Annotated in this window: 12 protein-coding genes; all 12 read right to left on the reverse strand. The window is 29.9% G+C overall.

The window, feature by feature from the left end:
- Nucleotides 1-80 precede the first annotated feature (80 nt).
- Complete coding sequence (locus HW276_RS08125; RefSeq protein WP_178938096.1) at nucleotides 81-761, reverse strand: DUF6320 domain-containing protein; 681 nt, start codon at nucleotides 759-761, stop codon at nucleotides 81-83.
- A gap of 48 nt (nucleotides 762-809) precedes the next feature.
- Entirely contained in the window at nucleotides 810-2258 is a 1449-nt protein-coding gene (locus HW276_RS08130) for an alcohol acetyltransferase (protein WP_147004080.1), read from the reverse strand.
- A gap of 182 nt (nucleotides 2259-2440) precedes the next feature.
- Nucleotides 2441-3295, reverse strand: coding sequence for a patatin family protein (locus HW276_RS08135; RefSeq protein ID WP_255460415.1), 855 nt, complete (start codon nucleotides 3293-3295; stop codon nucleotides 2441-2443).
- 140 nt (nucleotides 3296-3435) lie between these two features.
- Nucleotides 3436-4344, reverse strand: coding sequence for an SPFH domain-containing protein (locus HW276_RS08140; protein ID WP_010128574.1), 909 nt, complete (start codon nucleotides 4342-4344; stop codon nucleotides 3436-3438).
- 31 nt (nucleotides 4345-4375) lie between these two features.
- The gene (locus HW276_RS08145) at nucleotides 4376-4804 is read right to left on the reverse strand and encodes an NfeD family protein (RefSeq protein WP_010128573.1); all 429 of its coding nucleotides are present in this window, start codon (nucleotides 4802-4804) and stop codon (nucleotides 4376-4378) included.
- 28 nt (nucleotides 4805-4832) lie between these two features.
- Nucleotides 4833-4946: a lipoprotein gene (locus HW276_RS08150; protein ID WP_172617466.1), complete on the reverse strand. Its 114-nt coding sequence runs from the start codon at nucleotides 4944-4946 to the stop codon at nucleotides 4833-4835.
- Nucleotides 4947-4991: 45 nt separating this feature from the next.
- Complete coding sequence (locus HW276_RS08155; protein ID WP_010128571.1) at nucleotides 4992-5147, reverse strand: hypothetical protein; 156 nt, start codon at nucleotides 5145-5147, stop codon at nucleotides 4992-4994.
- 203 nt (nucleotides 5148-5350) lie between these two features.
- A complete protein-coding gene (locus HW276_RS08160; protein ID WP_178938097.1) occupies nucleotides 5351-7999 on the reverse strand; it encodes a valine--tRNA ligase in 2649 nt (882 codons plus the stop codon).
- A 130-nt stretch (nucleotides 8000-8129) separates the two neighbouring features.
- The gene (locus tag HW276_RS08165; protein WP_178938098.1) at nucleotides 8130-9803 is read right to left on the reverse strand and encodes a ClC family H(+)/Cl(-) exchange transporter; all 1674 of its coding nucleotides are present in this window, start codon (nucleotides 9801-9803) and stop codon (nucleotides 8130-8132) included.
- Between the two features lie 30 nt (nucleotides 9804-9833).
- The gene (locus tag HW276_RS08170; RefSeq protein WP_178938099.1) at nucleotides 9834-10799 is read right to left on the reverse strand and encodes an FAD:protein FMN transferase; all 966 of its coding nucleotides are present in this window, start codon (nucleotides 10797-10799) and stop codon (nucleotides 9834-9836) included.
- 9 nt (nucleotides 10800-10808) lie between these two features.
- On the reverse strand, nucleotides 10809-11339 hold the full coding sequence (locus HW276_RS08175; RefSeq protein WP_178938100.1) for a hypothetical protein: 531 nt from the start codon (nucleotides 11337-11339) through the stop codon (nucleotides 10809-10811).
- A gap of 34 nt (nucleotides 11340-11373) precedes the next feature.
- Nucleotides 11374-14775 carry a DUF4132 domain-containing protein gene (locus HW276_RS08180; RefSeq protein ID WP_178938101.1) on the reverse strand — a complete coding sequence of 1134 codons (3402 nt, stop codon included), beginning with the start codon at nucleotides 14773-14775 and terminating at the stop codon, nucleotides 11374-11376.
- Nucleotides 14776-14852 lie beyond the last annotated feature (77 nt).

The following is a 14852-nucleotide window of genomic DNA, read 5'->3' on the forward strand; positions in this document are numbered from 1 at the left end:
ACTTTGTTTTTAATATTAAATCAATTATAATTTTAATAGTTTTACAATTTATATAAATATGCCTAAATAAGCGATATTTGTTATCTGTGCAACCTTCGCTTAAACTCTTCTTTATAGGATTTATAGGCATATCGTAACATTATGCTTAAAATAAATAACGGAATCGAAGAAAATATGCTCCATGTCATCTTTTTGCTTATGATTAATTCTAAAACTAAAAGAAATATTCCAACCAAAAAAATAAAAAAATTCAATATTTTTAACCGATCATTTTTATGCTTATCCCAGACATACGAAAAAACAAGGCTAATGAGATAAAATGCAACAACAATAGGAATTCCACGTCCAATACTCCAAGTCAATTTTTTATCTCCAAAATCAAGCAAAAGGAAAAAAGCCGTAAGACCAGTCAATATCAAAAATAAATTTGTTCTCATTCTATAGGAATCTAAAAATACGAATAATCCCAAATCAAAGACTAAAATAGATGGAATCGCATAATATCCCCATTCCAGTTTCCCATACATTATCAAATTTTGAAAAAAAACTTCTAATATTGAAATAATTGAAATTGTAAAAAATGACATAAATACAGCTTTTTTCACTTTTTTCATCTTCATTTCATACAAATTTATATTGACAATCGGATATTCCTTTGCAAATTCCTCTTCCATTCCCTTTATTTCAGGAACAGCTGTTTCACATAGCGGACATCTTTTCACTCCATCTTCCAACTCTACTCCACATTTTACGCAATACATTTTTCATTTCCCTCTTTATCATTTTTTTTAACAATATTTTCTTAATTTTTAAAAATAGTTAGTAATTATTTTAGATCTTATCCCTCTTTTTCGTAAATAAACAAAAAAATCTCTTTCAATATCATAATTTGCAGTCAAATTTCCAAAATTTATATAAACTTTTTTACTATCGCTTATAACTCCCATTTTAATTTTGCACCTTTTGCTTGGTGGTGGCAAAAATCTGAATCCTTTTAAATATTTTTCGTACTTTTTCTCAATTTTAAAAACTCCCAAATTGGAAAATCCTGTTGTGTAGCCACGTTCTCCATAATAATCAAATATAAATGGGAAAAATATCCGCTTTACCAAATATGGAACGGACTTTATAACTATATTTCTCATCGGATTCATTGCTTTATAAATACTTTTGTAAAATTCCTTTTTTGTAATTTTCAAGGCAAAATAATTATCCAGATAAGTGATAATTTCAGAGAGGGAATATGCCCCAAGACTGGCATCCACACTTGGAGTTATATTCATAAAAAAATTCCTATACGTCTTTTCCTCAAAAATTCTTCGCAAATCAACAGGAACTCCAATAACAATCAGATTTTTTGCACTTGAATACCTATCCAGCAAAACTTTAAAATAAACTGCAAGCAGATATTTTCCAATTGTAGTTTTATGCTTTTTGCTTTCCATTTTCAAATCATCAGTAGAAATCTCGCCAGTTGTAATATGATACTGCCCCTTCTCCAATATTTTTATTGGTAAATGAAATGCAGACTTTATCGTAGTTTCCTTGCTTACCTTCTGCATATATTTTTCATAAAGGTCAATATATTTACTTTCCTTTGCACCATTTTCCTCATTATCGTTTCCAAATATTTCTTCGTTCTTTTCTAAAATCTTTTTTTTATTTTCTAAAAAACTCTTATTCTCAAAATTTTTAATTTCACCATTTATTTTCGGAAAATCAATTATTTTTTTATCTTTTATCAAATCTTTATCTTTTATTTCAATTTTGTCTTCATCTTTATTTTTTCCCTTATTTTCAATAATAATATCTACATTTTCAAAATTCCTGTTCCTGCTTCTTTTAGAAAAATACTTCTCTTCCAAATATTCTTCAATTAAATCTTGAAAAAATAGCATCGCACCCTTTCCATCTGTTAAAAAATGTGCGATTTCTATTGACAATTTATTATTAAAATAAATAATTCGCAACGGATTATCCTTTTGTATATCCGTACAAGGATAAGTTTTTTCCTTCTCAATCATAAAATGTGTCTTTTTCTGCTGTAAATAATTCCAAAAAATCCCCTTTTTCAATTCTGAATTATAAAACGGATACTTTCTTTCAAGTAAAACTGCCACATTTCTCAATACTTTCAAATCAATATTTTCAGAAAACAATGCCGAAAGCCTGAAACATGTCGTTCTCCCTTCGCTAATTATTGAAGAATACGTTTTTGCAAAGGCATCTAACTCATACCAGATTTTTTCATTTTTCACTTTTCCCTCCCTTCTTGTTTTTTATTATCATTTATAAATTTACAGTTTCATATTAGATTGTTCAACAGCCTAAGTTTTTTTATTCGTAAAAGAAGTCAAAATCTCTTGCTTCAGGACATTTATTTTATTAAATTTATATAATTATCGAACAGGTCTATTTTTATTAGAAATATTCTTAAAAATTACTTTTCTAAATATTTTTTCAATTTTTCATAATTTTTCTTTGCCTCTTCATACCCAATGTTATAAACTTTCTGTAACTTATCTCTATTTTTCTCAATTCTTCCCAAAGTCAGTGGAACTGATGGCTGAATCACAAAAATTTCTCCCTTTTTCTCTAAATCGTAAATATGATCCAAAGTTGCATTATATCGACTATATCTAGTTTTCATAAGTTCTACAAATCTAGGATATTTTTTATATCTAATTGCTGAAATTGTTCCTAATCTACTTTGTTTTTTACGATAATTCTTATCTCGTGTCAGTACAACGATATTTTTCACATTCCCCTTTTTTATTGAATAATCCAAAGGAATCGGATCAGAAACTCCTCCATCCAAATAATTTTTTCCATTTAATTTAACAAGTCTTGACAAAAACGGAAGTGAAGCCGATGCTCTTAAAGTATCAATTTCTTTTATTGCATCTTTAACCACGGGATATTCTGCCTCTCCAGTTTCGCAGTTTGTAATAACTGCTTGAAATTCCGTTTTACTATTTTTAAAAGTTTCATTATCAAACGGATTATATTTTTCAGGAATATCGTGATAGGCATACTGCTCCTCAAAAAAATCTCCCGTCTTTAGTAAATTATAAAAACTTGCATATTCTCTTTTATTTATATGATCAGCGATTGCATCAAACCCTCTTTTATACTGCTTTGAAACATAGCTTGCACCCAATGCCGCTCCAGCTGACACCCCAATTAGATTATCTACTTCAATATTTTTTTCCAGAAAAAAATCTAAAACTCCTGCTGTAAAGATTCCTCTCATTCCTCCACCTTCCAGAACTAACCCAATTTTTTTATCCATCATTTTCATCCCTTTCAATTTTATTTTACATTATTATACACCTATTAATTGTATTTTTCTACTTTTTTTAATAAACTTTTTTATAGTCAGTATTTAAATATTTACAAAAAAAAGACTGAGTAGTTCACTCAGTCCCATTCAATCTATTTTTTAATCTCGTTATCATTTTTAGTCAATTCAGAAAACGCTGTCGCAATACTTGCTAAATTTTGCATATTACTTGGTATAATAATCTTTGTAGCTTTTCCATCGGCAACTTTTTCAAACGCTTCCAATCCTCTTAAAGATAAAACTTTTTCATTTGGTGATGCTTCATTTAACAATCTCAATGCTTCCGCTTTTGCCCTTTGAACTGACAAAATAGCTTCTGCTTCCCCTTCAGCCTCTTTTATCTGTTGCTCTTTCTTGGCTTCAGCTCTCAAAATTGCAGCCTGCTTTTCTCCTTCAGCAACCAATATCGCTGCTTCTCTTTTAGCCTGTGCTTCCAAAATATTAGCTCTCTTTTCTCTTTCGGCTTTCATTTCCTTTTCCATCGCAACACGAATATCGGCTGGTGGCAAAATACTCTTTAATTCCACACGATTTACTTTTATTCCCCAAGGATCTGTTGCATCATCTAATTCCTGTCGCATTTTCGTATTAATAATATCTCTTGAAGTCAATGTCTGATCAACTGTCATATCTCCGATAATATTTCTCAAAGTTGTAGCAGTCAAATTTTCAATCGCAGAAAGCGGTCTTTCCACTCCATAAGTATACAATTTTGGATCAGTTATTTGAAAATAAACAACTGTATCAATTTGCATTGTCGCATTGTCTTTTGTAATAACTGGCTGAGGCGGAAAATCCACAACTTGTTCCTTTAGTGATACGCTTCTTGCAACTCTGTCGAAAAATGGATTCAGAAAACTAAGTCCTGAACTTAAAGATCTATCATATTTTCCCAATTTTTCTACAATAAGCACACGTGATTCAGGCACGATTTTTATTGATTTTAAAATATAAATTAATGCAATTACAATAAGAATTACTACTATTGGCAAAGCCCACATAATTCTACCTCCTATTTTTTTATTTTTATAGTTACTTATTCTTTTCTAAAATAATTTTATTCCCTCTAAATCCTTTAATTTTTACAACTTCTCCACTTGACAGCATTTCCTCGCTTACTCCAGTCCAAATAGATCCTTTAAATTTCACTTCATATTCCTTTTCAGCTTTTCTAGCGTCAACTACTCTTTCAACTTTTACATCCATTCCTTTCATACTTGAATCAAAATTCGTTTTCCTCTGTAATTCAATATATTTTCTCAAAACTGGACGTGTAAAAATCAAGAAAATTATTGAAAGCACAGCAAATATTAAAAATTGAATCAGTGAATCTCCAATAAAATTTGAAAGAAACATTACAATCAAAGCTGAAAGTGCAAACCAGATTGTCACAAGCCCTGGAATAATTATTTCCAGAATTGCCATTATTCCTGACAAAATTGCCCAAAACAATGCTCCCATAATTTCTTCCTCCCAATTTTATTTTTCATTAAAATCCGATTCCGATTCCTCCGTGGATTCCTCCTGTTCCTACTCCAATTCCAGCACTTAAACATGATGTCAAAGCCAATAACATCAATATTGCAATAATAATTTTTTTCATAATCTATCTTCCTTTCATTTTTTATTTTTTAATTAAATTAAATAATTAAAATCCAATTCCTCCAGAAAGTCTACCATCTGTATCAATTCCGATTCCACCTCGAATCAATCCACCTGTAGACACTCCAATATTCCCTCTAACTTTTCCATCGCTTCCAACCCCAATTCCTCCAGTTATGCACGAAGTCAATGAAAATAGCATGAAATTACCAAAATTAATTTCTTCATACCAACTCCTTTAATTTATTTATTTTTCTTGTTGCTATCTTTTATATTTTATAATTTTATTAACTTTCTTGCAAGTATTATTTTCAAAAAAGCCATCTCATAAGTTTAAAAATTTATTTTTACTTACAAGATGACCTCCTAATTAATATTTATCGCTATCTCTTAGAACATCTACAATTATCCTTGATACAATTTAATAGATTCTTTAAATTTAGCAATTTTGTTTTCTAATTCTTCTTTTATGCCATTTTCTTTGTCGATAACTTCTTTTGGTGCTTTAGACAAGAATTTTTCATTTGATAATTTTCCTAAAACTCTGTCTAATTCTTTTTGTGTTTTTTGAATATCTTTTTCAAGTTTTGCGATTTCTTTTTCTTTGTCGATTAAATCAGCAAGTGGAACGTAAATTTCTGTTGTTTCAACTAATTTGAATCCAACTAACGCAGGAATTTCTGTATTAAATTCATATTTTTCAACATTTGCTAATTTATCTAATATTTTCGCATTATGTTCTAAAATTTCTTTTTCTCCATCATTTACGATTTTGAAGATTACTTCGATTTTCTTCGCTGGTGAAACATTTGCTTCCCCTCTAATATTTCTAATCGCATTAACGATTTCTTTCGAGTAATCAAATTCTTTTTCAGCTGCCAAATCAACATATTTTTTGTTTTCTGTTGGGAATTCTGATAACATAATTGTTTCTTCGTCTAATCCTAATTTTTGCCAAATTTCTTCAGTTATGAACGGCATAAATGGATGAAGCATTCTCAATCCTTTATCAAGAACTGTTTTCAACACATATTGTGCCACAGTTTTATCTGAACCTTCTTGTCCATAAACTCTAGTTTTTGCGATTTCCACATACCAGTCACAGAAATTTCCTCTGAAAAATTCATAAGCAACTTTTGCTGCTGAATCCAATTCATATTTATCCATATATTCGTTAATTTGTCTTGAAGCTGTTTGCAATTTAGATAAAATCCATCTATCTTCTAGCTTAAATTCCTTCTCGTCAATAACTGCATTTTTATCAAAGTCTTCCAAATTAGATAAAACGAATCTTGAAGCATTCCAAACTTTGTTTGCAAACGTAGATCCCATTTCCAATAATTTTTCAGAAAAATGAATATCTTGTCCTTGCGAAGTATTATACAAGAAACTGAATCTTATCGCATCTGCTCCATATTTTGCAATTAAATCCAATGGATCAGGTGAATTTCCTAATGATTTCGACATTTTTCTACCTAATTCATCTCTAATGATTCCGTGCAAGTATACATAACTAAACGGAATTTCATCATTAATGTACAAACTCATCATAACCATTCTCGCTACCCAGAAGAATAAAATATCTGCTCCTGTTACTAACGCATTTGTTGGGAAGAATTTTTCCAAATCTGGAGTTTTGTCAGGCCAACCTAATGTTGAAAATGGCCACAATGCTGATGAAAACCAAGTATCTAGCACATCTGTTTCTTCTCTTAATGAAACTTCTTTTCCAAATTTTTCTTTCGCTTGAGCTTTTGCCTCTTCCATATTTCTAGCAACAAATACTGTTCCATCTTCAGCATAGTACGCAGGAATTCTGTGTCCCCACCAAATTTGTCTAGAAATAGTCCAGTCTCTTATATTTTCAAGCCAGTTGTAATAAACTTTTTCCCATCTTTTTGGAGTAATTTGAATTTGTCCATTTTTTACAACTTCCAATGCTCTTTTTGCAAGTGGTTCCATTTTTACAAACCATTGAGTTGAAACTCTTGGCTCAATAATAGAATCACATCTGTAACAATGTCCCACAGCATGATTGTGTTCTTTTGTCCCAACTAGTAATCCTTCAGCTTCTAAATCAGCCAAAATCGCTTTTCTAGCCGCAAATCTTTCTAATCCTTCGTATTTTCCACCATTTGAATTTACGTGCGCATCTTCAGTAAAAATGTTTATAAATTCAAGTCCAGTTCTTTTTGCTACTTCAAAGTCGTTAGGATCGTGTGAAGGTGTCATTTTTACTACCCCTGTACCGAATTCCATATCTACATATTCATCTGCAACAACTGGAATTTCTCTATTCATCAACGGTAAAATAACTTTTTTACCAATTAAATGTTTGTATCTGTCATCATTTGGATTTACTGCAACCCCTGTATCTCCTAACATTGTTTCAGGTCTTGTTGTCGCAATAATAACATAATCATCAGTATCTTTTATTCTATATTTGATTTCCCAAATTTTCCCTTTTTTGTCAATGTGATTAACTTCATCATCAGCCAAAGCCGTTTTGTCGTGAGGACACCAGTTTACAATGTACTCTCCTCTATAAATTAAACCATCATTATACAATTTTATGAAAACTTCTTTTACAGCTCTTGAAAGACCTTCATCCATCGTAAATCTTTCTCTATCCCAGTCAAGCGAAACTCCCAATTTTCTCAACTGTTTAGTGATTAATCCACCATGTTTTTCTTTCCATTCCCAAGTTCTTCTCAAAAATTCATCGTATCCAATTTCTTCTTTTGAAGTTCCTTCTTCTTTTAACATTCTCTCAACTTTATTTTGAGTCGCAATCCCAGCATGATCCATCCCAGGAATCCAAAGTGTTTCAAATCCACTCATTCTTTTATATCTAATAATTGCATCTTGAATCGCATTATTCAACATATGTCCCATATGCAAAATCCCAGTTACATTTGGTGGCGGAATAGCAATCGAATATCCTGGTTTTTCGCTATTATGCTGTGCGTTAAAATATCCTTTTTCTTCCCAAATTTTGTACCATTTGTCTTCTATTTCTGTTGGTGAATATGTTTTACTTAATTCATTTGACATTTTATTTATATCCTCCTGTTTAAATTTCTAAATTTTAAAATTTTTAGATATTTTTATTTATATTTTTTTACAAATTATATACATATTTTATCACAAACCTGACTTTTTTTCTACTATTACATTTCGTGAACTATTCAATAATTTTCATTCCTCTTTCCCGCAATTCTCCAGCATATTTACGGGCAGTTTCATAATCCGTTATAATTACAAGCTGATTTCCACTTTGAATTGGAGTATCTCCACGTGCAATAGTATCTTTTCCAGACTTACGTACACTTACAATTAATAAATTTTCTGGTAATTTAAGATCCTTTACTAATTTATTGTCAAATTCAGAATTTGCTCCTACCGGAATTAAAAGTGTTACAATCTTATCCTTTACATCTGGTCTTACACCAATTCCAAATTTTTTATTTTTCCACCATTTTTCCAATATTTCCAATCTTTTGACATGTTTTTGGATTTTTTCATTTTCTTCGTTTTCTTCCAAAATCTGCTTTTGAAACATATTCAAATAAAGCCTTTCATAAATTGGCTCCATTTTTAATAGTTCTGTAAAAATGTAAGTTATTGTACAAACAACTATTAACATATACAAATATGAAAAATTGCCCGTCATTTCCAAAATCAATGTAATTCCAGTAATTGGAGCTCTAACAACTGCCGTAAAATAAGCCGCCATTCCAAGCAGCATAAAATGCACAATTATTTCATTTGGAATTGAAAAATAGTGATTTAACACTTCGCCATAGACTTTTCCAGTCAAAGCCCCTATTACAAGCATTGGAAGAAAAATTCCTCCTGGAGCGCTTGTTGCATAGCAAAGCATTGTGTAAAAGAATTTTAATATTAGAATTACAATAATTGTTTTTAACATCACATTTTTTCCAAACATTTCCTCAATAAGCTCATGTCCGCCGCCTGTAATGTCACTAAAAAACACAGCTACAATATACGCTATTACCATAAATATTGACATTTTCACATAATTATTCAAATTTATTTTCCTATAATATTTTTGAATAAGCAGTAAAAAATAGCTGAATGCTCTTCCAGTAATTGTAATTACAATGCAAAAAACAACTGTTACAAGTGCAATTACGTAATATGGAATATCTTTTGGCAATATGAAATTGTATTGAAAAGACGTATGTGAACCTAAAATCATTCTAGAAACAAAGTTAGAGGTACCGCTTGCCACCATAACGCAAATTAACAGCAGCGGAGAAAAGAATTTATGGATTTCCTCAAGTGAAAATATAACTCCCGCAAGTGGAGCATTAAATGTCGAAGAAATACCAGCGCTTGCCCCACAAGTTACAAGATATTTTTCCTCCGCTTCTGAACGCCTTGCAAGCTTCTTTATTCCAGATCCAACTAAAGCTCCCAAATGTACTGAAGGCCCTTCACGTCCCATTGACATTCCAGCCCCAATCGCCAATATTCCCCCCACAAATTTTGTAATTAACTCTCCAAGCCATTTAAACTTTACTTTTTTCGTAAGCAGCCCGCTAACTTGCGGAATCCCGCTTCCACTAATTAATGGATATTTAGAAAGCATAAACTGTATAGCCAGTCCCAATAATATAAAAACTGTTATTCCGATAATTATTTTAGGAAATCCCAAATTTGTAGTGAAAAACTCTCTAAAAATTGTCATCTTTTTTAATATTAACGTATAACTTCCAACAATAATCCCAGAAAAAATCCCCACAACAAAGCACAGGAATATCAGCACTACATTATTTCTTCGTGATTTCAATGAATTTATATCCCTTAATTCATGTAAAATATCCTTTGCCAATTTATTTTTCTCCTTTCCAACAAAATTTTTTTAAAAATACTTTTCCATATTAAAATAATGTATTTTCCCAGACTTATCAATCAAAAATCCTGAAATTTCCATTTCGCAAGACAACTTTTCCATAATTTCATAAAATCCTTCAGGTGTCTGATTATAAAGCCCCGTTGAAATAATATCACCAAAAAAGGCATTTTCTGTAATTACTCCAACTTGCTTATTTTGAGATGGAAAACCTGTTTTGGGGCTTATTATATGCCCATATTTTTCATTATTTATCATAAGATATGTGTTTTTCTGATTGGAAGTCGAATAACTCATATTTTTTATTTTTATTTCAAACAAGTCATTATCTCCATTTCCAGAATATTCATATTTCGTTATTCTAACAGGCATTCTATTTATATTTCTCAATACCTCTTTTTCATCTTCAGGATTTTCAGCGATAATTCCCCATTCATCAATAGCAATAATACTGCTCCCTCCAGCATTTACAATTGCGTCCTTTATCCCAATTTTTTTCATTTCCTCAACCATTTTTTCAATTGCATAAGCCTTTATAAATGAGCCAGTTATAATTTCCTGATTTTTCCCAATTTTTACACGATTTCTCTTTTTGTCAATAATAATTTTCTTATAATCCACAAGTCTTTTTACTTTTTTTATTTTTTCAAAACATGGCAAAACGGGATTTTGTTTATAAAATCCCCAAAGTCTTATGAGAGGCATTATTGTAATATCATATTCTCCACCAATAATTTTTGACAAATGAATAACTTTTCTTAAAATCTCAACAGTTTCAATATCAACTTTTACAAAATGCCCGCTATTTTTATTAATTTTATCAATATATGAATTTTCTGAGTAGGAATTATACCTTTTATTCACCTCTTCCAAAATTCCAAACAAATCATCAAAAACTGAATCATCATAAATTTCAGGTATTTTTATTTTTATATCTGAATGAAATAAAAAACGCACTTGAACCTTATACATCATATCTTTTACCTATTTTCCACTTGATGAACTAGCATTTTCACTTTCTTTACCTTTATTTGGCATATTTAATTTAAACTGACTTTCAACATCTTTATTTCTATCAATCTTCAGTTGCCCTTCTTCATTTTGCTGTATTTTTTTTGTATTTTCAGGATTATTTTTTTTATTCTGACTATTGTCAGCCTTTTTATTTCCTGTTTCATTTGAAAGTTTTTGCGGTGCATTATTTACTGGCTTATTTGTCTGCTGAACAGATTTTGCTTCTGCCACTGGTTTCTTATCTTCAGGATTTGCCTTATTTTGATTATTTTTAGCTGGCGGAACAGTTTTTTCGACAGTTTTTCCTCCTTTAGATGATGTCGCCTTTTCACTCGCTTTACTTTCTTTTGAATTTCTGCCTGCTGACGAAGTGGCTTTTTCACTAGCCTTTCCCTCTACCGTAGTTTTACCTTTATTATTATCTATAAATTGTCTATAATTTCCAAAAGCAACTAATGAAACTGCTCCTAAAAATAATATTATCTTTTTTTTATTAGTCAATTTTCTTCTCCTTAATACTTTTTTTTAATCTGAATTATAGAATTTCAGCCATATAACATGCTAAACTTAATATACGATCAGGAATTTCCTTTAATTTTAAAGGTTCTATGCTCTGATTTTGAATACCTTCTGAAATATTCTCATATTGAATTGAAACATTACCTTTAAAAAATAATATCTTGTCTATCTTTGATATTTTTCCATATTCTTTTGGAGAAAATGAATCTGTCATAATAACAATTTTTATATTTGCATTTTTATCATAATAATGAGTTCCATATATTAATCCATCATTTCCATAGCTCATTTCAAAGTTCAGTTTTAAATTTTGTTTTTGTAATTCTTTTATGCTGAATTCCTTTCCATTATAATCTATAATTTCTATATTTTCCTGATTTTTTTCTGTCAATTTACAAACTGGCATGTCCACTTGTTTTATTGGCTGAGAATATTTATTCTTCTTAAAATATTTTTTCCAGTATTCCTGTTCATCATCAGGTATTTCAGGAAAATATAAAAGATTTACATAAGTGCCTTCGCTTAATTTATATTCTTTTCCGTTAATTGTCTCAAAAGTTCCGTTTTCCGTATATCTAAATGTATTTATTATTTTATTCTCACTGTCAATTTCCTTCCAGATAAGCAGTATTGCATATTTCTGCATAACAGGATTTTTTACAAACACTTCCTGCCATTTTTCAGTTTCCCATCTTCTTTGAGTAAAAAAAGATTTTAGTAAACTGTCATTTTGAACTAATGATATTGCCCTTAATTGTTTCTTTATATATTTTAACTCTTTCTTACATTTTTCAAGTTCACCATTGCTGCTGTTTCTTTTTTTATTTGTTCTTGGAAAACTTCTCATAGTTCTCCCGGCTTCATCACAGAGAAGAATTTTTTGAGGCTCCTCTTCAATTTCAAGCACTGCCTTTATTTTCTTTTCCCCATAATTAAAAATTTTTGTCCTGTCCATTCCAAAGCCAAAATCTGGAACTAAAATATCATTTAGTTCATCTCTGGAAATCCCTTCTCTTTCTGCAATCATGCCTAACGCCTCATCTGCGGCAATTCTAATTCTCTTGTCCTTATAATTTAAACTAAACCCGTTTAGAAGTATCCCTATTTCCTTAACTTCCTTTCGCAAGGTCAAAACTCTTATTCCATAAGCGGCAAGCGCAATTTTATTATACTCGCTTACAAGCATATCAACTATATTTATCATCTCATATATCTGTTCCAGGCTCGCAGTTCTTATTAACGGTACAAAAAGATTTTTATACTTAGGATTAAATTTATGAACCTTCCATCTTTCAAATATTTTTTCTATAAATTTTCTTAAATCTTCCTTTTGCGCCACTTCCTCAATTTTATTGCAAATATCGAGGCTTTTTATATCCTTTGACAATATGTATTCTGAAATATAATACTTCATCAAGCTAGATGGCATTCTCCTGTCTTCATCCTTCACTCTTATCGAGTTATAGTCAACTTCTGTACTAAATACTGCATTTTCCTCATGTTTTTCAAGACACAGACTATCTGCATACTTAATAATGTCCTTTGCATCTTCAAGACCTTCTATTCCCTCCTGAGCCTTAATATTTTTCCAGTGCTTAATAAGATTACCGGCAACATGCTCAACAGAGTCAATTTGACTTTTAGAAATTTTTTCTATTTTAAGTCTCACTTCTTCATTATCCATTTGATTTTTCAAGATTTCTTTAATTTTATCTCTTACAGTTTTATCAGACTTCATCAATAACTCAGGCAGCTGCGCATAGTCAAACCCGTTATTCTCTGAATATAGAATATTTACATACTTTTCAATAATCTTGCCTGGTATCTCATCATTTTTAAAACTTTCATACAATTCTTTTTCATGTTCATGTAAAAATTCAATCCAAATTTTATTATTTTCATTATTATCCCCTGTTTTCTCAATATATTCAAAATATTTTTCATTAATAAAGCTGATTGGCAAATTGTAAACCCACAATTCATCCATTACTTGTTTTAGATCATTCATTCCATAAACTATGCTATATTTAATAAAAATATCCTTAAATATATTTACTCTTTTCACACATCTTGTCAAAAGCTGAAAAATCTTTTGATACATATTTGAATATTTTAAAAGTGAAAATATTATTTTGCTCTTTTTATTTAAAATAATTGCCGCCTTGTTTCCTTGGCAACTTACAGAAATGTCCTCCCAATTAATATCATTTTTTTGTAAAAAATCCAAGTTTCTGAAACTTGGCGGATTCCATTCCCATGCTTTCATTTCAAACAGTCTTTTCAGACGGTTAACCAGTATATTTTCAGATTTTCTTAGCAATTCATTTTTCTCATCTTCACCAATCAAGTTTTCTCTTATGAAAAAATGTAATAAAAACGAATATTCCAATCTATTTTCATTTAAATTATAATATAAAATTTCCTTTGTATTCTCTAAATTCTCCTTAATTGTATCTTGAAACAACTTATACATTATCTCAGAATTTCTAAGATTTTCAAAAACAGTATTAGATCCATAATTTACAAGAAGATAAATTTTCTGTCCTTGAGAAAAATCATATTTCTCAAAATTTTCCGTTATTTTTCTGAACATTCTATTACGATAACTGTAATTATTATTTGTCGGTGAAAATTCTATCCCTGAAAACATGACAAATAATTTGATTCCTTCAGTAATAACATCTGAAATTTTGCTATTTTCTATTATAATCTCATAAAATCTTTTTTCAAGATATTTTCTCGCTTCTCCAAATTCAAGCATTTCCATACTTTCAAAATGTCTTCTGAAATTTCCGCTATCCAAATATTTCTCAAAAATTTCATTTATGCCAGTTTGATTAATTTTACTCGCAATATAGCCTGTAAAAATATTATCCAGCGCTTCTATTTCCTCTTCGCTTTTTTCTTCACCCTTATTTATAGCCTCAACATTTTTAACGATTATTAATACTCCTAATTTCATCAAAAAGTTATTTGAATACATTTTATAATTTTGAATATATTCATCTGCCAAATCTCCAAAATAATCAAGAAAATATTTACAGTTATTCCAAAAAATTTCCTTGCTTTTAATTTCTGAATTATTTTCAAAATCTCTTTTTACAAATTCACAGGAAAAGCCTAAAATTTTATAAATTTTGTATTTTAATGGAAAATTTGTAAACTGGTAACTTAATTCATCAGGAAAATGTTCATACATATATTTAAAATATCTAATAATTATTTCTCCTGCTTCACTTTCCAAAAATTCATCCTTTTCCATAAATTCCTTCATCTCAAGATCATTAATATAGTGTAAATCTCTCTTGTGAATATTTACGACTTTTTCTATCGATCCGTTCAAAAGATATCGAATCTCATTGCGAACATATTCCATTTTAGCAGATTCGACAAGATTCTTTATCATTTCTTCAGTCATTTTTATGTGCCTCCATCTTACAGTAAAACTATTTTATATCAAATCCGTTTAAAAAATAAACAAGATTTTATTTAATT

The organism is Leptotrichia sp. oral taxon 417 (assembly GCF_013394865.1).
Taxonomy (GTDB): Bacteria; Fusobacteriota; Fusobacteriia; order Fusobacteriales; family Leptotrichiaceae; genus Leptotrichia; species Leptotrichia wadei_A.

Coding starts and splice junctions, on each gene's coding strand:
- HW276_RS08160 (WP_178938097.1), bottom strand. CDS start 7,999: ATGTCAAATGAATTAAGTAAAACATATTCACCAACAGAAATAGAAGAC.
- HW276_RS08180 (WP_178938101.1), bottom strand. CDS start 14,775: ATGACTGAAGAAATGATAAAGAATCTTGTCGAATCTGCTAAAATGGAA.
- HW276_RS08155 (WP_010128571.1), bottom strand. CDS start 5,147: ATGCTATTTTCATTGACTTCGTGCATAACTGGAGGAATTGGGGTTGGA.
- HW276_RS08145 (WP_010128573.1), bottom strand. CDS start 4,804: ATGGGAGCATTGTTTTGGGCAATTTTGTCAGGAATAATGGCAATTCTG.
- HW276_RS08170 (WP_178938099.1), bottom strand. CDS start 10,799: ATGATGTATAAGGTTCAAGTGCGTTTTTTATTTCATTCAGATATAAAA.
- HW276_RS08140 (WP_010128574.1), bottom strand. CDS start 4,344: ATGTGGGCTTTGCCAATAGTAGTAATTCTTATTGTAATTGCATTAATT.
- HW276_RS08135 (WP_255460415.1), bottom strand. CDS start 3,295: ATGATGGATAAAAAAATTGGGTTAGTTCTGGAAGGTGGAGGAATGAGA.
- HW276_RS08125 (WP_178938096.1), bottom strand. CDS start 761: ATGTATTGCGTAAAATGTGGAGTAGAGTTGGAAGATGGAGTGAAAAGA.
- HW276_RS08150 (WP_172617466.1), bottom strand. CDS start 4,946: ATGAAAAAAATTATTATTGCAATATTGATGTTATTGGCTTTGACATCA.